Origin of the sequence: Bacillus sp. 16GRE42, from assembly GCF_019837435.1 — a bacterium.
GTDB classification, from domain to species: Bacteria; Bacillota; Bacilli; order Bacillales; family Bacillaceae_G; genus Bacillus_A; species Bacillus_A wiedmannii.
The window spans coordinates 660,471-684,143 of record NZ_JADAXF010000001.1 but is presented as its reverse complement, the minus strand read 5'-3'; the positions used below and the strand labels follow the sequence as shown (position 1 = coordinate 684,143).

Genomic DNA, 23,673 nt, shown 5'->3' with positions numbered 1-23,673 from the left:
AATGAAAGAATTACCTAAAATTTCAGAAGCTGAGTTAGAAGTAATGAAAGTACTGTGGTCAAAATCTCCACAAACCGCAAATGAAGTGATTGAAGAGTTAGAGAAGAAAATGGATTGGAGACCCAAAACGATTCGAACACTAATTAATCGATTAGTTCACAAAGAAGCAGTTGCTTACCATCAAGATAAAGGGCGTATGTACGCTTATTATCCTTTGGTATCGCAAGATAGTTATTTACAAGTAGAAACAAAATCTTTGCTTAAACGTTTCTATGGTGCAGCATTTAAACCTTTACTTGTAAATTTCTTAAAAGAAGAAAAGCTGTCTTCAGAAGATATTAACGAACTTAAACGTATTCTGGATGAGAAAACTGAGGAAAATCAGAGGAAGGATAGATTATAGTGATAGAAAAATTTGTAAATATCTATCTACCTGCTTTTTTTGATTGGATGATTGAGACTTCCATTATGGCTAGTATATTAGTGGGCCTAATCTTGTGTATCAAGGTCTTGTTTAGCAATAAGTTAACGCCACGTTGGCAATATATGCTATGGATCATATTAATTATAAGACTTGTATTACCTTGGTCGCCAGATAGTTCCTATAGTATCTATTCTGTTCTTACTTACAAGAATGATGATGCATTCATTTCTAGGGGAAATCCTGTAGCTAAGTTTCTTACAAAAGAGAGTACGCAAGAATTAAAAGGTATAGACGATACAAAGGTTTTCACAAAAGAAGATACTTATACCTCAAGTTCAACAAAAACTGTTCAGACAAATAAGACACAAACAGGCATGAATGAAAAGCAGGATGGTGAGCCAATTCCGTTCTATACAATTTGTATATACATTTGGCTTACTGGTGTTATCCTTTTAAGTGTTGCTACTTTTATAATGAACAGGCGTTTATTACTTTACATAAAAAAACAACCTGTTATTACAGACGAGAAGATTGTCCAGCTTTTTGAAAAGTGTAAGCAATCTATATCTATTCAACGGAATATCCCTCTATTTGTATCTGGAAAGGTTTCCAGTCCAACAGTGTTTGGATTTATTCGTCCCAAGTTGCTATTGTCAACTGTACATATGAAAATATTAGATGAGCAACAGTTACGATATATTTTTCATCATGAATTAGCTCACATCAAGCGAAGAGATGTTGGTGTGAACTGGCTTATGCATGGCTTACTAATTTTAAATTGGTTTAATCCCATTCTATGGTATGCCTACTCATGTATGCGGGAAGATCAAGAACTAGCATGCGATGCATTAGCTCTTACATGTATAGATGCAGAGGAGCGAATTGCGTATGGACATACTATTATTAGTCTATTGGAACACTACTCAAGTTATTATCAAGTACCAAGTATAGCAAATTTTAGTAAAAACAAGAGAGCGTTAAAAAGGAGAATTCTAATGATTAAAAAATTCCAAAAAAAATCATATCGTTGGTCTGCGATAGGGGCTGTGGCAGTTATTGCAGTTTCATCTGTATCCTTATTAAACGCCCGTGCTGATAAGCCGACTAACCCTGAGAAACAACAAATAGAAGTGAAAAATAATATGAAAGAATTAAAAACGCAAACCGATATTCCTATACAGAAAATTGTAGAAAAAATGATTGGTACAAAAGAACGGGCAGATGCAGAATTTTTTGTTTCAGAGGGAGAGTATAATACTTTACTTAAAGAAGTTGGTTTGGCACGAAATCTGTTTACAAAAGAAGAATTTGAACGATTTATTGATTTAGAAACAGAAGCATATACTTTGGGTAAAAAAGTAAAGTTAGTAGGAAGTCCTGAAAAGTTAGATTCAGAAGAACAAAAAAAATATCAGAAAAACAGTGAAGAAATTGGACCATTTAGACAGAAAATTACTTCGGAATTTAGATTAACTAAAAAGGAAGCACAGAAATATGTTGATTTTCCAATTAATGCCCCAAGTTATGTGGTAAAAGGGTTTAAATTAACTGGAGAAGGTGTTACAACACCGAAGACTACTGGAAAAATGAATCCCGATTTTATTTATGAATATCAAAATCAAAGTAAAGATAATGTATATATTGTGCACCAATCTGCAGTTACTGATGAGGGAAAAGAATTCTCGAATAAAAGAGCGGAGTATAATGAAAAGGTAACAAATTATGAATTAGAAGGTACAAAAATAACCTTAGTTGAAAGTCTTGATACAGAGGAAACCTATAAAGTAATGCAAATGATTGTTCCTGCAAAAGGAAAGAATAGCGCTTATCAAGTCTTAATTCTTGCAGGTGATTTAAGTAAAGAAGAAACAGAGAAAATTATGCTGTCCTTTTTAAAATAAAAATAGAGTCTCAGGATTTCGTCCCTGAGGCTCTATTTTTTTAACATAAACGAAACCATTAAGTGAGAAGAGAAATTGGTATAGTCTATATAATGAGAAAGTAAGATGAAATGTACTTTTGTTAGCTTGATCGAGGTGGAGAAAGATTATATGAAAAATAACAATTTAAAACATAAATTGAATCAAGGTAGATATATTATATGGAGAACAGGAGGGAATTAAGCTGGAAAAGCAGGGGAAATTCTACGGCAGTCTCTTTTCTGCTTTGAGGTTGAAAATGATTTTGGGAAATATGACCTCAAAATAATTCATCTCCTTTTTTGAAACTTAATATAATTATTCGTATTCGAATTTAATAGTGTGGCTTATTTATCTGCCCATGTTTATCCAATAAAATTGATAAAGTTCTATTATATCTGTCTATACATGTTGCAAAATATGAAAGAAAATATAATTTTGTAACATGTATAGCGAATTTTGTTTGACTTATGTTGTTTTTAAAGGAGTGTAACAGAAAAAGCAAGAAAAGACCTGATAACAGGTCCGTTTTTGTCTTTGTTTTGGCATATAATCAATTATGTTGTTTCCCACGCATTAATATGAGCCAAGATGAAAGAAATAGGGAAACACCCTAATTTTTTTATTTCTATAATAAAATAAGATTATTAAGTCGAATGTGACAATAATAATTAGAAGTAATAAGTGTATAAGTGCATCAGTTTTACCGTGTAATAAAGAATTTATAAAGACATCCCATTCTGTTCCATAGGGAGGCTCTGCCCAATTTCGTTGCAGTCCTAACACAATTCCATTTATGAAAAAGATAATACTTAATAGAATTCTTCCAACAAATAAGGCAGCTACTTTTAAATTCCAATGCTTTATCTTGATTACGTAAAGGATTGGAAAGAGCATAAGTATCCAAAAAACGATAATAAAAACTGTATTCATCAGTTTCTACTCCTTATGTTGATAATAAATTTATTATCCCGCTAATTGTAGGCTGACTAAAGTCTCACTTTATCTCTCCGTTTCAAAAAACTCAATCCATTCTCCATCAGGACCAGCGAAGAATATGTAACGTGTTCCATCTGGTAATGTTTCAATTTCTTCTCCTAATAGAAAGGTTACACCGTGTTTCTGTATTCTTTCAATTTCATCTTCTAATGAATCTACTTTAAAACAAATATGATGTACTTTTCCTTCTGCCGGAAGAGAAGAGTTATAACCTTCAATAAGTTCGAGTATCGTTTCCTTCGATTCTTCCACACCTAAAAAAGCGAGTTTTAAGTCTGGATTCGGGTGACCCATACGTTTAATGAGTTGTAAGCCAACTACTTCTTCATAAAATGAAATAGATGTTTCTAAGTTTGCGACCATAAGACCGACGTGTTCAATTCTTCTAACTGGCATGTAGATCCCTTCTTTCTGAAAATTATATACAATATGTTATTGAAAATTAAGAAAATAAGCAAGATAAAAACCTTACAAATTTTAGCTTGTTATATGGTATAGTGAGAAAGTATGTTTGGGGAGAAGGAAGGAGATTATACGATGAATACACCTACTCAAACTCCTTCATTATCGGCAACGATGAAAGAGTGGCATTATGCATTAGCGTATGAAATTAAACATTGGAAAACGATAGGTGGTAGTAAAATTTCTATTATGAACGGTCGTTTTTTATATACAGATTATGAAAGTACAGTATACGTATTTCAGCTTATTTCGGAAGTAAGCTTACCTGAAGGTTCACCAATTCGAATTGAGTTTGATGGTGAGGAAGCGACAGGAGAAGTATTATCTGTACATGGATTAGAAATAGAACTGAAATTAAATGATTATATACAAGGTGAAATACGAGAAGCTGTTTTATACAGTGAACCGTGGCAATTGTTAGAGCAACTACAAGAGCGATTGAAAGAGGCACATAAAGATAAGTTAAAACGTAATCGTATAAAGCGTCTTGTTGATGGGACGAGCAGTCCGAAACATATTGAGAAGATGAAAAATCCGAAAAATGAATTGGCGTATCGTTCGTTTTACAATCCGACAACGTACGTGTGGGGACCGCCTGGAACAGGGAAGTCTTACAATTTATCACGTATTATTTCGGCTCATTATCAAAAAGGAAAATCGGTACTTGTATTAGCTCATAGTAATGCGGCAGTAGACGTATTAATGAGCGAAGTAACGAAGCAAATTGAGAAAAAAAAGAAATGGACACCTGGCGAAATTGTTCGATACGGTTATAGTCAACATGAACATATACGAAATCATGAAACATTACTTACGTCGAAGCTAGTTGAAACGACGAACGGATCTTGGGGAGAAGAAAGACTCTATTTAGAAGAGACACGACAAGATCTTCGTGAAAGGATTTTATCATATAAAGCGACTTCTGCTGATAAGAAGCGTATACAAGAGATTGAAAATGATCTTCGAAAGCAAAAAGCGAAAATTAAAGAAGTAGAAAAAGAATACATTGAAAACGCGAAAGTAATCGGCGCAACTTTATCGAAATGTGCCATTGATTCACTTATTTATGAGCGTACATTTGATTTAGTTGTCGTAGATGAAGTGAGTATGGCATATGTTCCGCAAATTGCATTAGCTGCTTCACTTGGAAAACGTATTGTCGTTTGTGGTGACTTTTTACAGTTACCTCCAATCGCGATGGCGAACCATGAACTCGTTCGAAAATGGCTCGGGGAAGATATGTTTTACCATGCCGGGATTGTTGAGTCTGTCAATAAATCAGAAGCACATCCGAACCTCTTTATGCTGCAGGAACAAAGACGTATGCATGCGGATATATCGAAGTTTACAAATTCATTTATTTATAAAAATAGAGTATATGATCATCCGTCTGTTTCAGAGCGTAAAGAACTTGCACAGCTACAACCGTTCGCAAATGAGGCAAGTGTTTTATTTGATACGAGCTTAATGGGAGCCTTTTCGTTAAAAGACGCTGCTTCAGGTTCTCGTTTTAACATTATGTCTGGTTTAGTAGCGATGCAAATGATGTTAATTGGACTGTTAGATGGTGTTCAATCGATCGGTGTTGTTACACCTTACAGGGCACAATCCCGCTTTTTATCAACGTGTATTAGAGAAATGTTGCAGAGAACGAAATATCAAAACATACCAGTTTTAGCAGCAACGGTTCATAAGTTTCAAGGTTCTGAAAGAGATATGATGATATTTGATACGGTGGATAGTTATCCGCAAGAACGACCTGGTGTGTTATTCTTTGACCATAAAAACCATCGCCTCGTCAATGTAGCCGTAACGAGAGCGAGAGGGAAGTTCATTCAATTATCAGATTGCCATTATATGCGTAAAAACCTTTCGAGAAAACAAGCGTTATCACAATTAACGGCTCATATAGAACGTCACGGAGATGTGTATGATCGTACGACATCAAGACAATTGTGGGAACGAAAAATTTCGAAACGTTTACGCTGGTTTATGGAAATGAATCTTGAAGAACCAAAAGGGCTATTGAAAGATATTTTAGCTGCAAAACGAAAAATTATTATTTCACTTCCAAGCACAAAACAAGTGGATAAGCGAGTATGGCAAGCGTTAATGCGTACAAATGCGCAAATAACGGTGTATAGTGATGGACCAGTTCCATTGAAAAATGTAAAGTTACAAAGGCAAAACAAAGCATTCCCGTTTATCGTAATCGATGATGAAATCTTTTGGGCAGGGGCACCGCTCACATCTCAAATGATGTTTGAAGGTAGTACGGAATTTCCGTACGTATGTGCAAGACTGCAAGCACCAGAAACAATTGGTGTGTTAAAAGGGTTTTTAGATATTCGGTAAATTCGGATAGGAATTCCTTGACTTTTGCCTGGAATGAACTTAGAATGAAAATAATTTAATACAATTTTATGAAAATTCTTATCACGAGAGGTTGAGGGACTGGCCCTATGACACCTCGGCAGCGGATTCTTTATGAATACTGTGCCAATTCCAGCAAGGTAACTTGAAAGATAAGAAAGAAGCTCATTTTGACTGTATATACAGAAGCCTCTTTCTATCTTTTAGAAAGAGGCTTTTTTACGTGAAAATAAAAGGAGGAAGAAAAATGGGAGCGACAGGAGTAACGTCACAAAGAAAAACAATTGAAGAGAGTATAGAAAGAAATAAGGAAAAGTACATAGAAACAAGTCATAATATTCATGCGAATCCGGAGATTGGTAACCAAGAATTTTACGCATCAAGAACGTTAAGTTTGTTGTTAGGAAGCGCAGGATTTCAGTTGCAGCACAATATAGCTGGGCATGAAACAGGATTTATCGCGCGAAAAAGTTCAGGGAAACAAGGACCAGTCATCGCATTTTTAGCTGAGTATGACGCTTTACCAGGACTCGGTCATGCATGTGGTCACAATTTAATTGGCACAATTAGCGTTGCAGCAGCGATCGCGTTATCAGAAACGCTTGAGGAAATCGGCGGAGAAGTTGTCGTGTTTGGTACTCCGGCTGAAGAAGGAGGGCCAAACGGTAGTGCGAAAGCGAGTTATGTAAAAGCGGGGTTATTTAAAGATATTGATGCGGCACTTATGATTCATCCGAGCGGAAAGACAGCGCCAACGAGCCCTTCACTAGCAGTCGATCCACTTGATTTTCATTTTTACGGAAAAACAGCGCATGCCGCAGCTTCACCGGAAGAAGGTATTAACGCATTAGATGCAATTATCCAGCTGTATAACAGCATCAACGCACTTCGCCAACAACTTCCGTCAGATGTGAAAATTCATGGTGTTATTACTGAAGGCGGAAAAGCACCTAACATTATTCCTGACTACGCCGCAGCAAGGTTCTTCATCCGCGCAGCAACGCGAAAAAGATGTGCAGAAGTAACAGAAAAAGTAAAAAATATCGCACAAGGAGCAGCATTAGCAACAGGTACGAAAGTGAAAATTCATCAATTCCAAAATGAAATCGATGAACTACTCGTAACAAAAACATTTAATGACGTCGTAGCCGAAGAATTAGAATTACAAGGTGAAGACGTAAATCGGAAAGAAAGATTTGGCATCGGCTCAACAGACGCAGGAAACGTAAGCCAAGTCGTACCGACCATTCATCCGTACATTAAAATCGGTCCAGACGATTTAATTGCGCATACGAATGAATTTAGAGAAGCAGCACGTTCAGAATTAGGAGATAAAGCATTAATTACATCCGCAAAAGCACTAGCAAATACAGCGTATCGATTAATTACAGAAGAAGGGTTGTTAGAGAAGGTGAAGGAGGAGTTTAGAGAGGCGCAGAGAAATCAGGGATAGGTGAGAAGGAGACGTATCTCTGGATTTTCTAGTAGGAAATTGAATGAAAAAAGAACCAGCCTATGGGTGGTTCTTTTTATATTATATAAGAATTTTTCCACATACACTCGGTATCTTTATCTTAGTACCCTCTTATCAGAACGACAATTTCTCCTCAAACTCACTCTTTAAAACAATTAAAGGAGACGATAATCCAAATTGCATTAAGGAGTCTAAAAATGTAGCGAGAGAATCCATCGAATCGCTCATGACCTTCATCATATAATTAAACTCCCCGCTAATTCGATATAAATCAGTTACTTCGGGAGCGGCATTACAAAATTGGATGAAATCAGAGCATTGACTCGTTTTAAACATGATGAATGCTTGAATGTTCTTATTAATTTTAGAAGGCTCAAATTTCGTTCGGTATGCAGCTATAACGCCTTGATCTTCAAGTTTGTTAATGCGTTCTTTTACAGCAGGCTGCGTCATGGATATAATACGTCCTATTTCTGAAACAGAAATTCTCGCATTTTCATGCAACAAGTTCATAATTTTATGATCGATTTCATCTAGTTTTACTGTGTTTTGCATTGTGTAGCCTCCTTTCTTTATTTTATAAAGTGAATCGTAAATTATTACTATAATATCATAAGTGAAGGAACTAAATTACCTATAAATCTATATTTAAAATTATTAGTATTTGCTTAAAAATATAAGTATAGGATTTAGTAAACGAAAATGTAGGAAGGGTGGAAAAAATGAAGAATCTTGATGGGAAAGTAGCGTTAGTAACAGGGGCGAGTCGCGGTATTGGTCGTGCGATTGCGATGAGATTGGCAAACGACGGTGCATTAGTTGCAGTTCACTACGGCCGAAATAAAACAGCTGCAGATGAAACAATTAGTGAGATTGAATCTAATGGAGGAAAGGCATTCTTAATTGAAGCAGATTTCAATTCAATTGATGGTGTTAAAAAGATAGTAGAACAATTGAAGAATGAATTACAAATAAGAGTTGGTACATCAGAGATTGATATTTTAGTAAACAATGCAGGGATAGGTACACAAGGAACAATTGAAAATACGACAGAAGAAGTTTTTGATGAAATTATGTCTGTAAATATTAAAGCACCGTTCTTCTTAATTCAGCAAACATTACCGTTATTACGAGCGGAGGGGCGAGTTATTAACATTTCATCAGCTGAAGTAAGACTTGGTTTTGCAGGGTCCATTGCATACGGTTTAAGTAAAGGTGCACTAAATACGATGACACTTCCTCTAGCTAAACATCTTGGAGAAAGAGGGATAACAGTGAATACAATTATGCCTGGATATACGAAGACAGATATAAATGCGAAATTGCTAGATAATCCGGAAATACGAAATTTTGCTACGAATTCATCTGTGTTCGGACGAATAGGGCAAGTTGAAGATATCGCAGGTGCAGTCGCATTCCTTGCTTCTTCTGATAGTCGCTGGGTAACAGGGCAAATTTTAGATGTTTCTGGAGGATTTTGTTTATAGGGGCACTACTTCATACACATCAAGCTAATATTTTCATATCCCCCTAAATTAAAATTTTCTTTCTCTACAGATAGCTATTCTGAGAAGCCGCTCATTTTTTCGTTTTGGGGGCATTTCTTTTTCTTAAGTTGATGGGTATGGGGTACCGCCACATGCGCATCAACTTAAGAATTTAGAATTCCCCCCCCTCCAAAATTATGAGTTTTTTGTTACAAGTTATCACAAAATTTCGTTTTTGGGGTAGTTTTATTTTCTTAGATTGATTGCGATGAGCGGTACCCCATAAAGGCCCCTGATACATAATTGATGTTTTGCCATTTGTAGAAAACAATCCACTTATACCATTTTAACAAGAAGAAATATCTCGTCCATGTTGTAATATTGGCTTACGTTAAGCTTGTGAAAAAATCATATTCATGTATAATACAATTGATGTATGATACATTAGTTGTAGGAGGGTGACCTTTTTGAAAAGAGAAGATGCCTTAAAACTAAGAACAGATATTAAGAAAATGATTATAATAACTGGGGTTTTTGAATCTCAAAATTTGCCCAATGGACCATTTGAAAAACCTTTACCAACTTCTCAAATGATGGCGTTAGAGGAACTAGAGGTGGAAAAACTAACTGTTTGGCAACTATCCAATAAACTTAGATTAGAGACTTCAACTGTAAGTAGATTGGTAGATAAGTTAGTAAAAAAGGGGCTTATTTATCGTGAAGTAAATGAAAAAAATAGAAGAGAACTTTTTCTGCACCTCACAGAAAAAGGTCACATAACTGTTAATTGCTTAAGAGAGCAATCCATTACATTTTATCAAAGTATTCTCAATAATTTATCAGAATCAGAACAAAAAATAGTTGTGGATGGTTTTGAATTATTTATTGATTCTATTTCTAAGCCTTTTGATTAGAGTGAGGTAAGTCATAATATTTGGAGGATAAAATGAGTTTGCATTTTGAACGTCCTATTATTGAATTAAAAGAGAAATTTGATGAATTAAAGAAAATTATGAAAGAAAATAATGTAGATTTATCGTCAGAAATTCATGAATTAGAAAAACGTTTAAATAAAATGCAAGATAAAATTTATTCTAATATTACACCTTTTCAACGAGTTCAAATTGCAAGGCTACGTAACCGACCCACGACATTGGACTATATACCTTTATTGTTTACAAACTTTCTCGAACTTCATGGTGATCGATTATATGGTGATGATAAAGCAATGATAGGTGGTATTGCAAAATTTAAAGGAATGCCCGTTACGGTTATTGGTCATCAAAGAGGTAGAAATACAAAGGAAAGTATAGAAAGAAATTTTGGAATGGCACATCCAGAAGGTTATAGAAAAGCGCTAAGACTTATGAAACAAGCTGATAAATTTAATCGCCCTATTATTACATTTATTGATACAATAGGCGCCTATCCAGGGATAGGGTCTGAAGAACGTGGAATTTCTGAAGCGATAGCTCGAAATCTATTTGAAATGGCTACACTTAAAGTGCCAATTGTTTGTATTGTAATTGGAGAGGCATCAAGTGGTGGAGCTCTTGGCATTAGTGTCGGTAACCATATCCATATGTTAGAGTATTCATGGTACTCGGTAATTTCGCCAGAAGGAGCAGCATCTATCCTATGGAAGGACGCTAAGTATGCTCCAGAAGCTGCTGAACATATGAAAATTTCAGCAAAAGATTTAAAACATTTAGGAATTATTGATGAAATCATTCCTGAAATTAAAGGTGGAGCACAAAATGATATAAAATCACAGGCAAAAATGATTGAATCTGTAATCGAATCATCTCTAAAAAAATTGATACTATTATCCTCGGAAGAGCTTATACAACAGCGGTATGAAAAGTATAGACAAATAGAGAATTATAAATGAAAATATTTAAAGTCCGTATTACATTTCGGAGGATTCTCGCGAAAAAATTCTAAATATTTTGTAAGTAACCTCTTAAACTGGGATATGCTGATACTATTACTTTACAAAAGGTGTGTGATCGGTATGGAAAAGGAAAATTTGTTCAAATGGAAGCATTATCACATACCCATCAACTTAAGAAATTGATTGTTCCCCAAAACGATAAAATGAGCTGAATTCTCATAAATAACTGTAAAAAAGTGAAAATTTCGGTATGGGGGTATCTCAAAAGCTTAGGTTGATGGCAATGGGGTACCGCCAACAAGACGCGAATTTTGTACGCTAAGCAAAAAAACAATAAGCTGTCCACATGGACAGCTTATTTACATAATTCTCGTTATCGGTAGCAAGTTTTTCATAGAATCTTTGTTTTTACTAAATTTTTTGTCTCTATGTCTATCTATCACTTATACAAGATTTTATACATCATTGATATAGCGGAGATTCTAGGGATCTTCGCTATTCTTTTTTGCATAAAATCTTGTATAAAAAAGTAGTTAGACTAGTGTGTTTTACTCCGTTTCATTTCAAAATATAATTGGAAATTCATCTTTAAATTAAAAAAAGAAGGGGTTACCTATATATATTAATAACTTCGAAATATTGTATGACAGATAATTTTTATCCCGCTTTAATGGGCAGTAAGACCCCCACCTCAAAATTCAGCGAAAGCAAAGAAGTTAGGTGGGGGATCAACTGCCCATAAAAGTCCGATTGGTTCAACTAATAATCAGTGGGGGATGAAGAAAACCCCCACTGATTAAAGTTTCACTTTATGCATTATTGATTAGCATTGCTTATTGTGCTAACGAATCAGGATAGTGTGGCGACCGACAAACTAAATAGTTGCTTATCCTCAATTATTAGAAGGAAAGTTCTATCATTTCGAGAATTTATTAGACATAGACGAGTGCTATAATTTTCTATATGTACATAAAGAGGTGACTATGCATGAATCAAAGACCGTCAGAAGAAGAATACGCCGGGAACTCCGGCGAATATATCCGTTTGGTGCCGGACGGTAACATCATCGATATTCTGTTCGCCCAGGAAAAGCAAATGACTGAGCTCCTGGCATCGTTGACCGAAAGCCAGGCCGCATATCGGTATGCGGAAGGAAAATGGACGCTGAAAGAAGTCGTGGGCCACATTGCAGACGCGGAACGCGTCATGACCTACCGCCTGCTCCGGTTCGCAAGAGGGGACCAGACGCCTCTGACCGGTTTCGATCAGGAATTGTTCATACCTCCTTTCGGATGCTGGACAACCGCGCAATTGGCCGAAGACTACCGGGCCGTACGGCAATCAACGATCACATTGCTGCGCGGGCTACCGGCGAAGGCGTGGACCCGTAAGGGTACAGCCAACAACCTAAGCATTACGGCGCGCGCCCTCGCGTACGGCATAGCAGGACACGAACTTCATCACATGGGGGTCATCCGAAATCGATACTTGAGTTAATCGTCGGCTGAGGCCTTTGGAATGGAACTAACACCTCTCATACAACCTTAGATACCGTTCTTATTGGGGTCCCGCTCCACAACCATCAACTTAAGGATTTAGACTATTTTTGAAATTAAAAGCACATTACTATTCTCTTATGTTAATGAGAAAGGGTGACGTGCTTTTTATGAATATGCACCAAAAACAAGAGTTATCTTTATTTGCCGAAGAGTTATATCGATTTTTTTCATTTGGGGGTATTTGTTTTTCTTAGCTTGATGGTGATGGGGCACTACTCTATAATGATTAAATTAAAATTTAAAACAGTTATAGAGACTCCATTCCTCGGAAACATTGTAACTATTAAGTTGTAAAAAGAACCATAGTTTTTCATTTTTGAAAAAGCTATGGTCTTTTTTAATTGTAACAAAGATATGATGCGAGGAAGTTTTTTTATAAATCAAAAAAACTTGATGAATTAGTTGCATAATAAATTAATCAGCGTATATACTATAAATATCAAAAAAAGTTGATGAAGGGAAGTGAACTACAGTGGCACAAGATTTTCAGCTCTATGAGAAAAAATTTAAAGCGTTGGCTGATCAGAAGCGGTTAGAGATTATGTATGAACTTTGTCAGCGAGGCCAGACTTGTGTGTGTGATCTAACAGAGATTTTTGAAATGACGCAATCTAAGTTGTCATATCATTTAAAGATTTTATTAGATGCAGGTTTAATTGTAAAAGAAACAAAAGGTACGTGGAGTTATTATGATTTAAATGATGCGGAAGTAAATAATTTATTATCAGAAGAATTGTGCTGTATATTTAGAAAAACAGGCAAAGGTAGCTGTTGTTAAAATTATATGTTATTAATCAAAAAAAATTGATTAATAACATATAAAGAGGAGGAATAAGCTATGAGATATGTTCACGTTGGTATAAATGTTACGAATTTAGAGAAGTCTATCGAATTTTACGAAAAGGTATTTGGTGTGTCACCAGTTAAGGTGAAAGTAGATTATGCAAAATTTTTATTAGAGACGCCAGGACTTAACTTCACGCTGAACGTAAGAGATGAAGTGAAGGGAAATCAGGTAAATCATTTCGGTTTCCAAGTGGATACTGCTGAAGAAATTACATTACATAAAGAAAGATTAGAAAAAGAAGGTTTCTTTGCGCGTGATGAGATGTATACGACTTGTTGCTATGCAGTTCAAGATAAGTTTTGGGTAACAGATCCTGATGGGAACGAGTGGGAATTCTTTTATACAAAAGCACATAGTGATGTTCATAAAATTGAAGATTCATCTTGTTGCACGACTTCTAACGTAGTAGAAAAAAATTCTTGTTGTTAATAGGAGATGGAAAATAAAATGAAACGGTTATCTTTTCTAGATCGATATTTAACACTATGGATTTTTCTAGCTATGGCTGTAGGGATTGGTTTAGGATTTGTGTTTCCTAGTGTGGTAGACGGGCTAAATACATTACAAGTTGGAACAACGTCTATCCCGCTCGCTGTCGGTTTAATTGTCATGATGTATCCACCATTAGCGAAAGTTCGTTACGAGGAAATGGGCCGAGTATTTAAAGACGTAAAAGTATTGGTTTTATCTTTAGTACAAAACTGGATTATTGGGCCTGTACTTATGTTTGTTTTAGCAATTATTTTTCTTCCTGATAAGCCAGAATACATGGTCGGACTCATTATGATTGGTTTAGCACGCTGCATTGCAATGGTGATTGTTTGGAACGACCTTGCAGATGGGGATAAAGAGTATGCAGCAGGTTTAGTGGCTTTTAACTCCGTATTCCAAATGTTATTTTTCTCCGTTTATGCATACGTGTTTGTAACAGTCATTCCAGAATGGTTAGGGATTGAAGGGGCTATTGTCGATATTACAATGGTAGAAGTAGCGAAATCAGTATTTATCTATTTAGGAATTCCTGTTATAGCAGGTATGTTGACACGTTTTGTACTCGTTAAGTTAAAAGGAAGACAGTGGTATGAAAAGGTGTTTATACCGAAGATTAGTCCACTTACATTACTTGCATTACTATTTACAATCATCGTTATGTTCTCTTTAAAAGGGGAGATGATTGTTAGCGTACCACTAGATGTAGTAAGAATAGCGATTCCATTATTAATCTATTTTATTGTGATGTTTTTTGTTTCTTTCTTTATGGGAAGAAAAATTGGTGCAAACTATCCGGTGACTACAACGTTAGCATTTACAGCAGGTAGTAATAACTTTGAGTTAGCAATTGCTGTAGCAGTTGGTGTGTTTGGTATTCATTCAGGCGCAGCATTTGCAGCTGTTATCGGGCCGTTAGTGGAAGTACCTGTAATGATTGCACTTGTAAATGTCGCTTTTTGGTTTAAGCGTAAATATTTTAATGATCAACCAGTATAATTTAAAAACAAAGGCGGAAAACAACATGGAAAACAAAAAGACAATTTATTTTTTATGCACAGGAAATTCATGCCGAAGCCAAATAGCAGAAGCATGGGGCAAACAATATGTAGGAGATAAGTGGAATGTATATTCTGCAGGAATCGAAGCACACGGAGTAAATCCAAATGCTATTAAAGCGATGAAAGAAGTAAATATCGACATAACGAATCAAACATCGGATATAATTGATACAAACATTTTAAATAGTGCTGATTTAGTTGTTACCCTTTGTAGTCATGCGGATTCGGTTTGTCCTTCGACACCTCCGCACGTAAATCGTGTTCACTGGGGATTTGATGACCCGGCAGGAAAAGAGTGGTCTGAATTTCAACGTGTTCGCGATGAAATTGGAAAACGTATAAAGAGATTTTCTGAAACAGGGGAGTAAATAAAGGAAAGAGCCAATCTTCTATCGTATAGGGGATTGGTTCTTTTTCTATACATGGTCACTACTGCATTGGTTTACAACAACTATCTCAACGAATGTAGAATGTTATGTAAGAATGATATAGTTAGAATAGTAGTCCGACTCTATTAAATTTACACATATAATACTATTGATAATTAATGATGAATAGAATTTTGGTTTTTAGAGTAATTGAGATAGTAATCATAAAAAATAGTATGTAATAATAATTTTTTCATATGAAAGGAAAAAAGGATGAAACAAATAATAAAAGACATATTAATAAATTATTTTAAAGAAATTCATTCACTAATAGTGGAAGAAGAATTACATAAGAATAGTTGGCATACAGATCTACACTATAAAATCATGGTGAATGGGAATCGGTATTCCGCACGGTTTATAAATAGCGACCGAACAATCAATCCAGCTTTTGGGACGTTATCAAATGAAGAATTGAAAGAGCAAGTACGGTTTACATATTATTTACGAGAGCATGGGATTCCATTTATGCAGATTAAGGAGAATAGGGCAGGAGATTCCTTTACGTTTGTCACTTGGAATGATGAACAGTACCGGTTTGTATTGTCTACTTGGATTGAAGGAGAACATGTTACTCATTGTACAGAAACGATGGCAGAAGTCTTTGGAAAGGAAGCAAGAAAGATACATGATATTTCTAGTACGTTTCAAAGCTCGACTTTTCAAAAGAAATCTCATTTAGATGGATATGGTGAGTTTATAAAGTTGTTAGAAAATAAGAGTGGTACATGTAAGGAATTAAGAGGGTATATAGATCTCGCTAAGTATCATATAGGAAGCGCATATACGAATGATTTAGAGTATATAGTACAAACAGATTTAAATCCTTTAAATGTCATATGGGATGCAAATCAATGTGTAAAAGGAATTGTAGATTTTGAATCGATTGGATATGTTGATCGTATGGAAGGATTAGCCTTTTTAATAAAATGGTACTCCCGGATAGAAGGAATACAGTCGCATAAAGTATGTTCGGAAGTTGCTAGAGCATTTTTAGAAGGGTATGGAGCTAATAACATTTTAACTTCAAATGATTATAAAAGACTTTCTTCATTGCTATGGTTATCCGGCAGTTTAAATTGGAACTTTGTTAAAAAGACGATGAGTCTATTAGATGACGAGAGTGAATTAGTAGAACATTTGAGAGTTTATAAAATAAGGGGAGAAAATCTATCTGTATTAGTAAGTAGAGGAAGAGTCAATTCTGAACAGCCCCCTGTCAAGTAGACAAGGGAACTAATAAAACCCCCTAAGCGGCTTTAGTTCTATATTCCATGGGGATGAGGCCGTTTAGTTGTTTTTGGAATGTCGTAATTATAAAACTGAATGTACTCGTCTATTGCTTGATTTAGTTCCTCAAACGTATCGTATTTATGTAAGTAATATTTCTCGCACTTAATAGTTCCTTAAAAGACTCCATTGGCCCATTATCATATGCCTGTTTTTATCTATCCGGGTTTGATAACCAAGAGTTTTACGCATTAAGAACGTTGAGTTTATTGGTAGGAGTGCTAATTTCCAACTGCAGCACAATATAGCGGGACATGAAACAGGTTTTCTCGCGCGCAAAGTTTAGATTCCTATATTAATTTGTAAAATAAATTCCCTTTATGTTATTATGTTTTCCTTGGATTAAAAGTTTATAAAATGTATAGTAAATATTTTATAAGTTAAAATAGGGGATGTATTATATTGAAATGGTTATTATGGGACCGAAATTTAAAAACTAGATTGATTGGCGAGACTATGTTCAATACATTGTTTTGGATGTATTTTCCGTTTATGGCAATATACTATAGCGATGCTTTTGGTAAAACTATTGGCGGGATTTTAATGGCAATTATACCTCTTGTAGGTATAATAGGTAATTTATTAGGTGGATATTTAGCTGATCGATTAGGACGCCGCCCTGTCATGCTATTAGGCACAATCATACAGGTAGCAATGTTTGGAGTTTTTGCTTTATCTCATTCACATTGGATTAATTATTTAGCCTATATTGGTATTGGGATTAGTGGGGCAATCTACAGTCCAGCAAGTTCTGCAATGATAGCTGATATAGTACCAGAAAAGGATAGAAGGGTCGTCTTTGCCACTTTTGTTACAGCCAATAATATCGGTGCTGTATTTGGACCGGTGTTAGGTTCATTTTTCTTCTTTCATTATCGAAGTGAATTGTTATGGACTTGTACAATTGTTACATTTATTTATTTTATAGCAATCTATTTCATAATTAGAGAAACGTTTCCAGAAGCTTCTAAAAATAATGGGGACAAAAACAAAATATCGAAAATCTTTAAAGAACAATGGAATAATTATACGAAAATCTTTAGTGATAAAATTTTCGCTCTTTATATAGTTGCTGGAATATTCATTATGATAGCTTTCATGCAACTCGATCTTTACCTTGCGTTATATGTAAAAGAATTTGTACCAACACAATCTCTTTTCTCATGGAGTACTGGTTCGTTCTCTCTAAGTAATACTGAAATTTTCGGATGGATGATGGGGTTGAATGGGATTCTATTTGTTTTATGTTCTCTACCTGTTGCAAAATACTTTGAGAGTTGGAGCGACCGAAACGTTTTAATTATCTCTAATGTTTTATTTGGAACGGGTATGTTTTTAATAGGACTCACAACGAATATATGATTATTGTTCGGGTTTATGGCAATATTAACAATTGGTGAATTGATCCGTTCACCAGTTGTACATAGTTTTGTCAGTAAATATGCACCTGAAAATGCTAGAGGACAATATATGGCAGCATCCAATTTACAATTTACCATTGGGCGCTTTATTGCACCCATTATGATTGTATTTTCTACATGGTTATCTCCAATTGTTGTGTTTGGCATTATATTACTTTGTGCCCTTGTTAGTGCGGTTTTCTATGTAAAAGTATTTCGAATGATTTCAAATACAAACATGCATAATTCTAACAAATAGTGATGTTATTGCCATTTAGGTGACGAGAGTGAATTAGTAGAACATTTGAGAGTTTATAAAATAAGAGGAGAAAATCTATCTGTATTAGTAAGTAGAGAAAGAGCCAACTCACACGAGTAGGCTCTTTCTTTTTATGTACTACGAATCTTCGTAATAGTACGATGCTGCGGCATTCCTCCCATAAAATATAAGCCTAAAAAACGCCCATGTAATCATAAAAAAATGACCCATTCACACTTTACGGGTTATCTGATGTATAGTTGTATTTTTTTATAAAAAATGTTTTTAAAAAGTGTTGAAATATTTCGAAAATTAAATTATTCCATCCATGTAAACTACTAAGTAATCGTTTACATGGATGGAATAAAGCTTTAAACGAAACTGAAGTAAACGATTTCTTGAAAACTTAGAAAGAGTGATGAAATGGCTAAGTCTACAATTAAAGATGTTGCAATGGAAGCGAATGTGTCTACAGCTACAGTATCTCGGGTGTTAAATGCAAGTGGATTTGTAAGTGACGACATTAAAGATCGTGTTTATTTAGCTGTGAAAAAACTTAATTATCAACCGAATGCGATTGCTAGAAGTTTAAAGCAAGATAAAACATACACGATTGGTGTTGTGATTCCTGATATCACAAACCAATATTACATGACGATTTCAAAGGCGATTGAAGATATTGTACAGCAAAAGGGGTATAACCTTATTTTTTGTAGTAGTCATGAAAATCCTAAAAAAGAGGATAAATTGTTGCAACTACTAGTGGAGCAACAGGTAGATGCGATTGTGTTGGCGACTGCTGGAGGTTGTGAAGAAAGAGTAAGAAGTATTCATCAAGCCGGTGTACCAATTGTTTTAGTTGATCGGACTGTTGAGATTGGAGATTCAAAATTAGATTCGGTTATAGAAAGTAATTTTGAAAGTGCTTATACATTAACGAGCTATCTTTTAAAACAGGGGCATAAATCAATTGGTCTTGTGAATGGATTGTTGAACGTAAGTACAGGTAAAGAGCGTTATGAAGGATTTCAAAAAGCTTTGGAGGAGTTTGGTATTCAGGAAGATGAAAACTATACGTTTAATAGCACTTTCACTAGAGAGGGTGGAATGAAAGCAGTTGATTATTTTCTTAATTTTACTGAGAAACCGTCAGCTATTCTAACCTTGAACAATGAAATGGCATTCGGTGTTCTTCTTGAATTAACGAGGAGAGGATACTCAGTACCAGAGGACATAGTGATCGCTTCATTTGGTGATGTGGAAGCAGCACAATTATTACGAGCACCTGGGATTATATCAGTAGCTCACAAACCATATGAAATGGGAGAAAGAGTAGGTGATATTTTACTAAAGCGTTTAAACAATGAAGAAGGTCCTTTTAATGAAATATTTACACCGAAATTACTAATAGATGCACAAAGTGTAAGTATTTAAAACGATTAGAAATAATGATTTTCGTTCAGATAAAAATCGGAAGGGGGATAGAAATGCTAAAAGGAATACCGAAAATAGTTACTCTAAACCATCGTGGTGATGAGGGAACAGGCTGGAGTAAAGCGAATAAAATTAACTTATGGGCACGTTTGTTAGATGGTGACCATGCTTATAAAATTTTGCAAGGGCAGCTTACAGGCAGTACGCTCAGCAACTTATTTGATACGCATCCACCGTTTCAAATTGATGGAAACTTTGGTGCGACATCGGGAATTGCTGAAATGTTAATTCAAAGCCATACCGACTCCATTCAACTATTGCCTGCACTTCCGAAAGCTTGGAAGGACGGTTCTTATAAAGGACTAAGAGCACGCGGTGCATTTACAATTAATGCGGACTGGAAAAATGGTGTTCCTACAGTTATTCAGGTGACTTCTGATCATGGAAACGATGTAAATTTAAAAAGTCCAATGTTCAATACACCATTTACTTTAACAAGAGTTGGCACGAATACATCAGTGCCATTTACGAAGGATGGCGATACGATTTCCTTTAAAACGGAACAAGGTAAATCTTATAAAATTGAGTCTATGCTTAGTTTCGATTTAGAATCTACGAACAGTGTAACTGCAGGAAATACAGTGAAGGTAAAAGCTCATTTATCAAACTTTGGTACATTGAAATCTTCTTCTGGAGAAGTGGTTGTAAAGGCTCCTGAGAGCTGGAATGTGAAACCGATTCAAGTAGCTTTTGAAGGTATTGAACCAGGAGGATCTAAAACAATTGAGGCGGATTTACCTGTTCCTATCGATATAGTCGCTAACAATTACGCCATTGAAGCGGAAGTAAACACAGATAGTGGGACGGTTAGTAAATCGAATCAAATAGAAGTAACTCCAGCAGTAAAGCTCATTTCGGCAAAAGTAGAACCAAATCCAATTAGCGCTGAAGGTGGTTCTACTACATTAAAAGTAAAGGTTCAAAATGAAATAAAGGAAAAAGTGACGCCTGGAAAAATTGAGTTGCAATTACCAGACGGCTGGAATGCACAGCCATCAACAACGGACTTTCAATTACCGGCAGGAGGAGAGGAAACATATTCGTTTGTTATCACTCCACCAACTCAGTTTAAAGGAGTGAAAGAAATTGGTGTCTCCGTAAAATTGGGGAATTCGGTCGTGACTTCAACGAAAGTGCAAGTTGCTTCTGGTGGTATTTATCTTAGTGATATTCCATGGGTAAAAGCAACTGCTGGATGGGCAACAGTTCAAAAAGATAAAAGTACTGACGGAAACCCAATTTCATTACTCGGAACGACAGGCCCGGTTACGTATAAAAAAGGGATCGGAACGCATGCAAAATCAGAAGTTACCTATGATATATCAAATGCAACGTACAAACAATTTAATTCCTATGTAGGAATTGATCAAGAACCTGGCGGTAAAGGCGGTTCGGTCGTATTTAAAGTACTACTTGATGGAGTGGAAGTATTTAATAGCGGCACAATGTATTATAATACCCCGGCCAAATTTGTTGATGTTGATCTTACAGGTAAGAAAGAATTAAAACTAGTAGTTGACGATGCAGGTAACGGTAATGGAAATGATCATGCGGACTGGGGAGATGCTTGGTTGAGTTATAAATAAAGATAGGCTAACAAATCTAAAAAAAAACGCTATTCTTTCTGTAGAATAGCGTTTTTGTATGTCTACTTTTATATTTGATGCATTTTACTTATTTGTTATAGGAATTTAAAACTTCTTATCTAAAATATTATATAAAGTTATATTTTCTGCCTATAGCTCGTAAATAACCGATAAAGTGATTTTTAACGATGAGGTGTTCGAAAAATGAAAATACAAATTGTATTGTTTGACGGTTTCGGAGAACTTGTCTCCTTTGCACCTTTTGAAGTACTGAAAAGAGCGATAGAAGAAGGGGCTCCATTTACGGTTGAACTCGTATCAAGTGAACGAAAACAAGAAATTACTACTTCGTTTGGAGTTACGATTAAACTACATGATTTTTTACGAATGGATAATCGTCCAGATTTGTTAATTGTACCTGGTGGTGGCTGGAATCATAAAGCTAAACACGGGGCGCGAAAGCAAGCTGAGCTTGGTACTTTGACTAAAATAATTAGAGAGATGCACAATGAAGGAACGATTGTTGCTGGAGTTTGTACTGGAGGTATGTTACTAGCTGCATCCGGTATATTGAATGATAAAAAGGCAACAATGCATCATTTGGCGCAGAGTGAAATTCCTACATATGGGGCAGAATTTCTTCCTTACAGAATTGTGGATCAAGGCGATAGTATTACCGCAAGAGGAGTTACTTCAGGGCTTGATTTAGGACTTTGGATCACGGAGAGATTTGCAAGTCCTAAAATTGCGGCTGCTGTTGAATATAGAATGGAATACGAGAGGCGAGGGGTTGTTAGTAGGGAGTCATAATAAAAATAATACGTCATGTAAATCTAAAATATTTATGGAAATGGCAAGTCCTAATCCAGTTATCGTGTATGAGTAAATGGTAGCCATATGTGGATTCACTTATCAAGGACCTAAAATATAAAAAAAGCAGGAGATCACGAGTGATTTCCTGCTTTTTTCGTCTATAAAACTATTGTTCTTACAGTCGGGGTTTTCATTATACTCACAGTAACAAGGAATGCGATTTAAAAGCTCGATTTCTTTTTCTACCATTACCATATTAATTCGATCTCGTTAACAACATAAACAAAGTAATGAAAGAAAAAGCAATTAACGCTAAGAAGGGGATCGTTATAAAACCTAACCAATTAATATAATCGACATTACAAGGGACACCTTGCACGCACGGGTTAATCTCTGAAACGCCAGGGATTTTTTGTATTGCATAGTGATAAAGTGAAATACTCCCGCCGATAATAGAAATTGTTAATACATATTTTTTTATGTTTTTTTCATTACAGAACGTTGCAATGCCTAAAATAATACAGAGCGGATACATCATAATTCGTTGGTACCAACACAATTCACACGGTATGAACCCAAGAATCTCACTGAAAAATAGACTACCTAGTGTCGCTATCATTGATACAATCCATGCAAAATATAAAGTGTAATTACGCCATTCAAAATGCGTATTTGTTGTACTCATCATTTCTTGTCCTTTAATGCTTTTTCAATTAAATTTTTGATTTGTTCATAATCATAAGGGTCAGACAACATCGTTCCATTTATGACAATGCTCGGTGTTTGTTCTACACCGTAATCTTGCGTTAGTTTTTCATCTTTATTTACTTCTTCTTGCGCTGTTTGTTTTTTCAAATCTTCTTCAAGTTGAACAGTATTAATACTTGGTGTATATGTTTTCGCAATTTCTAATAGTTTTTCAGGAGTAATCCATGGATCATCGTGATTTGCTGGCTGTGCGTTAAATAATTCTTTATGGAAGCTCCAATATGCTTGTGGGTCTTGTTTATAAACAGATTCAGCAGCTAAAGCAGACAATTTAGATTCTGTTCCGTGGAATAAAACATTTACATATGAAAATTTAACTTTTCCTGTATCGATATAGTCTTTTTGAAGCTGAGGGAAGATACGCTCACCCCATGCTTTACAAGCAGGACACTTAAAGTCGCCAAACTCAATAATAGAGACTGGTGCATCTTCTTTTCCTAAAGTAGGTTGTTTGCCGATAGGGGGTAAATCTTTTATTACTTTATTTGTCGCAACTTTATCTTCTTTATTTAAAACGACGAAAGCTGTAACAGCAACGAAAATGATTAATGTGGCAATGAATAATAATTTGATGTGAGAGTTTTGCTTTTTTTTCATATAAACACCTCGGATTTTTTAGTTAATAGAAACATAATAAGTAGTTTTTA

General features: G+C 35.4%; 21 protein-coding genes, 4 pseudogenes and 1 riboswitch. Of the genes and pseudogenes, 19 read left to right on the top strand and 6 right to left on the bottom strand.

What is annotated here, in order from left to right; translation table 11 throughout:
- Position 1: 1 nt before the first annotated feature.
- Both ILS93_RS03585 and ILS93_RS03580 read left to right on the top strand, forming a co-directional pair.
- The gene (locus ILS93_RS03585) at positions 2 to 403 is read left to right on the top strand and encodes a BlaI/MecI/CopY family transcriptional regulator (RefSeq protein ID WP_222659983.1); all 402 of its coding nucleotides are present in this window, start codon (positions 2 to 4) and stop codon (positions 401 to 403) included.
- Entirely contained in the window at positions 403 to 2,325 is a 1,923-nt protein-coding gene (locus tag ILS93_RS03580; RefSeq protein WP_222659981.1) for a M56 family metallopeptidase, read from the top strand. Before ILS93_RS03585 ends, ILS93_RS03580 begins: the two co-directional genes overlap by 1 nt.
- A gap of 594 nt (positions 2,326 to 2,919) precedes the next feature.
- On the opposite strand, the gene ILS93_RS03575 is transcribed toward ILS93_RS03580, so the two are convergent.
- Together ILS93_RS03575 and ILS93_RS03570 are read right to left on the bottom strand one after the other, a co-directional pair.
- Positions 2,920 to 3,276 carry a hypothetical protein gene (locus ILS93_RS03575; protein ID WP_081257286.1) on the bottom strand — a complete coding sequence of 119 codons (357 nt, stop codon included), beginning with the start codon at positions 3,274 to 3,276 and terminating at the stop codon, positions 2,920 to 2,922.
- Positions 3,277 to 3,345: 69 nt separating this feature from the next.
- Entirely contained in the window at positions 3,346 to 3,738 is a 393-nt protein-coding gene (locus ILS93_RS03570; protein ID WP_001145279.1) for a VOC family protein, read from the bottom strand.
- 111 nt (positions 3,739 to 3,849) lie between these two features.
- On the opposite strand from ILS93_RS03570, the gene ILS93_RS03565 reads away from it, so the two are divergent.
- The gene (locus ILS93_RS03565) at positions 3,850 to 6,159 is read left to right on the top strand and encodes an AAA domain-containing protein (RefSeq protein ID WP_222659979.1); all 2,310 of its coding nucleotides are present in this window, start codon (positions 3,850 to 3,852) and stop codon (positions 6,157 to 6,159) included.
- 75 nt (positions 6,160 to 6,234) lie between these two features.
- Positions 6,235 to 6,336, top strand: a riboswitch (SAM riboswitch).
- 88 nt (positions 6,337 to 6,424) lie between these two features.
- Entirely contained in the window at positions 6,425 to 7,630 is a 1,206-nt protein-coding gene (locus tag ILS93_RS03560; protein WP_222659977.1) for a M20 family metallopeptidase, read from the top strand.
- Positions 7,631 to 7,765: 135 nt separating this feature from the next.
- On the opposite strand, the gene ILS93_RS03555 is transcribed toward ILS93_RS03560, so the two are convergent.
- A complete protein-coding gene (locus ILS93_RS03555) occupies positions 7,766 to 8,206 on the bottom strand; it encodes an Lrp/AsnC family transcriptional regulator (RefSeq protein ID WP_222659975.1) in 441 nt (146 codons plus the stop codon).
- A 167-nt stretch (positions 8,207 to 8,373) separates the two neighbouring features.
- Between ILS93_RS03555 and ILS93_RS03550 the strand changes: the two genes are divergently transcribed.
- The 9 genes from ILS93_RS03550 (at position 8,374) to ILS93_RS03510 (ending at position 16,643) form a co-directional block, all read left to right on the top strand.
- A complete protein-coding gene (locus ILS93_RS03550) occupies positions 8,374 to 9,138 on the top strand; it encodes an SDR family oxidoreductase (RefSeq protein WP_064475773.1) in 765 nt (254 codons plus the stop codon).
- A gap of 467 nt (positions 9,139 to 9,605) precedes the next feature.
- Positions 9,606 to 10,052 carry a MarR family winged helix-turn-helix transcriptional regulator gene (locus tag ILS93_RS03545; protein WP_000817662.1) on the top strand — a complete coding sequence of 149 codons (447 nt, stop codon included), beginning with the start codon at positions 9,606 to 9,608 and terminating at the stop codon, positions 10,050 to 10,052.
- A gap of 32 nt (positions 10,053 to 10,084) precedes the next feature.
- Positions 10,085 to 11,029 carry an acetyl-CoA carboxylase carboxyltransferase subunit alpha gene (locus ILS93_RS03540; RefSeq protein WP_156576481.1) on the top strand — a complete coding sequence of 315 codons (945 nt, stop codon included), beginning with the start codon at positions 10,085 to 10,087 and terminating at the stop codon, positions 11,027 to 11,029.
- A gap of 990 nt (positions 11,030 to 12,019) precedes the next feature.
- Positions 12,020 to 12,529 (top strand): DinB family protein, encoded by a 510-nt coding sequence (locus ILS93_RS03535; RefSeq protein ID WP_222659973.1) that lies wholly within the window; start codon positions 12,020 to 12,022, stop codon positions 12,527 to 12,529.
- Positions 12,530 to 13,063: 534 nt separating this feature from the next.
- The gene (gene arsR, locus ILS93_RS03530; protein ID WP_000046014.1) at positions 13,064 to 13,369 is read left to right on the top strand and encodes an arsenical resistance operon transcriptional regulator ArsR; all 306 of its coding nucleotides are present in this window, start codon (positions 13,064 to 13,066) and stop codon (positions 13,367 to 13,369) included.
- Between the two features lie 60 nt (positions 13,370 to 13,429).
- Complete coding sequence (locus ILS93_RS03525; protein ID WP_222659971.1) at positions 13,430 to 13,867, top strand: ArsI/CadI family heavy metal resistance metalloenzyme; 438 nt, start codon at positions 13,430 to 13,432, stop codon at positions 13,865 to 13,867.
- A gap of 18 nt (positions 13,868 to 13,885) precedes the next feature.
- On the top strand, positions 13,886 to 14,926 hold the full coding sequence (gene arsB, locus ILS93_RS03520) for an ACR3 family arsenite efflux transporter (protein WP_222659969.1): 1,041 nt from the start codon (positions 13,886 to 13,888) through the stop codon (positions 14,924 to 14,926).
- A 25-nt stretch (positions 14,927 to 14,951) separates the two neighbouring features.
- A complete protein-coding gene (gene arsC / locus ILS93_RS03515; RefSeq protein WP_098111989.1) occupies positions 14,952 to 15,356 on the top strand; it encodes an arsenate reductase (thioredoxin) in 405 nt (134 codons plus the stop codon).
- A gap of 273 nt (positions 15,357 to 15,629) precedes the next feature.
- Positions 15,630 to 16,643 carry a phosphotransferase enzyme family protein gene (locus tag ILS93_RS03510; protein WP_222659967.1) on the top strand — a complete coding sequence of 338 codons (1,014 nt, stop codon included), beginning with the start codon at positions 15,630 to 15,632 and terminating at the stop codon, positions 16,641 to 16,643.
- A 38-nt stretch (positions 16,644 to 16,681) separates the two neighbouring features.
- On the opposite strand, the gene ILS93_RS03505 is transcribed toward ILS93_RS03510, so the two are convergent.
- A complete protein-coding gene (locus tag ILS93_RS03505; RefSeq protein ID WP_081257319.1) occupies positions 16,682 to 16,816 on the bottom strand; it encodes an IS3 family transposase in 135 nt (44 codons plus the stop codon).
- Between the two features lie 63 nt (positions 16,817 to 16,879).
- On the opposite strand from ILS93_RS03505, the pseudogene ILS93_RS29055 reads away from it, so the two are divergent.
- The 6 genes and pseudogenes from ILS93_RS29055 to ILS93_RS03485 all read left to right on the top strand — a co-directional run.
- A pseudogene (locus ILS93_RS29055) lies at positions 16,880 to 16,986 on the top strand (amidohydrolase); the annotation flags it as partial.
- A gap of 122 nt (positions 16,987 to 17,108) precedes the next feature.
- Positions 17,109 to 18,365, top strand: a pseudogene (locus ILS93_RS03500) (MDR family MFS transporter).
- 15 nt (positions 18,366 to 18,380) lie between these two features.
- A pseudogene (locus ILS93_RS28630) lies at positions 18,381 to 18,485 on the top strand (aminoglycoside phosphotransferase family protein); the annotation flags it as partial.
- Between the two features lie 303 nt (positions 18,486 to 18,788).
- Positions 18,789 to 19,799, top strand: coding sequence for a LacI family DNA-binding transcriptional regulator (locus ILS93_RS03495; protein WP_088046744.1), 1,011 nt, complete (start codon positions 18,789 to 18,791; stop codon positions 19,797 to 19,799).
- Between the two features lie 77 nt (positions 19,800 to 19,876).
- Positions 19,877 to 21,445: pseudogene (locus ILS93_RS03490) on the top strand (NPCBM/NEW2 domain-containing protein); the annotation flags it as partial.
- A 204-nt stretch (positions 21,446 to 21,649) separates the two neighbouring features.
- Positions 21,650 to 22,255 carry a DJ-1/PfpI family protein gene (locus ILS93_RS03485; protein WP_088046745.1) on the top strand — a complete coding sequence of 202 codons (606 nt, stop codon included), beginning with the start codon at positions 21,650 to 21,652 and terminating at the stop codon, positions 22,253 to 22,255.
- A 259-nt stretch (positions 22,256 to 22,514) separates the two neighbouring features.
- Here the strand turns inward: ILS93_RS03485 and ILS93_RS03480 are convergent, their stop codons facing one another.
- Both ILS93_RS03480 and ILS93_RS03475 read right to left on the bottom strand, forming a co-directional pair.
- Positions 22,515 to 22,946: a disulfide oxidoreductase gene (locus ILS93_RS03480; RefSeq protein WP_088046746.1), complete on the bottom strand. Its 432-nt coding sequence runs from the start codon at positions 22,944 to 22,946 to the stop codon at positions 22,515 to 22,517.
- Entirely contained in the window at positions 22,943 to 23,623 is a 681-nt protein-coding gene (locus ILS93_RS03475; protein ID WP_098112168.1) for a DsbA family protein, read from the bottom strand. The genes ILS93_RS03480 and ILS93_RS03475 overlap by 4 nt, the downstream gene beginning before the upstream one ends.
- Positions 23,624 to 23,673: the final 50 nt, after the last annotated feature.

What these genes read in the sequence shown, in the direction of transcription:
- ILS93_RS03570 (WP_001145279.1), bottom strand. Translation starts at nt 3,738, where the DNA reads ATGCCAGTTAGAAGAATTGAACACGTCGGTCTTATGGTCGCAAACTTA.
- ILS93_RS03525 (WP_222659971.1), top strand. Translation starts at nt 13,430, where the DNA reads ATGAGATATGTTCACGTTGGTATAAATGTTACGAATTTAGAGAAGTCT.
- arsB (WP_222659969.1), top strand. Translation starts at nt 13,886, where the DNA reads ATGAAACGGTTATCTTTTCTAGATCGATATTTAACACTATGGATTTTT.
- ILS93_RS03485 (WP_088046745.1), top strand. Translation starts at nt 21,650, where the DNA reads ATGAAAATACAAATTGTATTGTTTGACGGTTTCGGAGAACTTGTCTCC.
- ILS93_RS03540 (WP_156576481.1), top strand. Translation starts at nt 10,085, where the DNA reads ATGAGTTTGCATTTTGAACGTCCTATTATTGAATTAAAAGAGAAATTT.
- ILS93_RS03475 (WP_098112168.1), bottom strand. Translation starts at nt 23,623, where the DNA reads ATGAAAAAAAAGCAAAACTCTCACATCAAATTATTATTCATTGCCACA.
- arsC (WP_098111989.1), top strand. Translation starts at nt 14,952, where the DNA reads ATGGAAAACAAAAAGACAATTTATTTTTTATGCACAGGAAATTCATGC.
- ILS93_RS03550 (WP_064475773.1), top strand. Translation starts at nt 8,374, where the DNA reads ATGAAGAATCTTGATGGGAAAGTAGCGTTAGTAACAGGGGCGAGTCGC.
- ILS93_RS03575 (WP_081257286.1), bottom strand. Translation starts at nt 3,276, where the DNA reads ATGAATACAGTTTTTATTATCGTTTTTTGGATACTTATGCTCTTTCCA.
- ILS93_RS03495 (WP_088046744.1), top strand. Translation starts at nt 18,789, where the DNA reads ATGGCTAAGTCTACAATTAAAGATGTTGCAATGGAAGCGAATGTGTCT.
- ILS93_RS03555 (WP_222659975.1), bottom strand. Translation starts at nt 8,206, where the DNA reads ATGCAAAACACAGTAAAACTAGATGAAATCGATCATAAAATTATGAAC.
- ILS93_RS03480 (WP_088046746.1), bottom strand. Translation starts at nt 22,946, where the DNA reads ATGATGAGTACAACAAATACGCATTTTGAATGGCGTAATTACACTTTA.
- ILS93_RS03585 (WP_222659983.1), top strand. Translation starts at nt 2, where the DNA reads ATGAAAGAATTACCTAAAATTTCAGAAGCTGAGTTAGAAGTAATGAAA.
- ILS93_RS03560 (WP_222659977.1), top strand. Translation starts at nt 6,425, where the DNA reads ATGGGAGCGACAGGAGTAACGTCACAAAGAAAAACAATTGAAGAGAGT.
- ILS93_RS03535 (WP_222659973.1), top strand. Translation starts at nt 12,020, where the DNA reads ATGAATCAAAGACCGTCAGAAGAAGAATACGCCGGGAACTCCGGCGAA.
- ILS93_RS03510 (WP_222659967.1), top strand. Translation starts at nt 15,630, where the DNA reads ATGAAACAAATAATAAAAGACATATTAATAAATTATTTTAAAGAAATT.
- ILS93_RS03565 (WP_222659979.1), top strand. Translation starts at nt 3,850, where the DNA reads ATGTTTGGGGAGAAGGAAGGAGATTATACGATGAATACACCTACTCAA.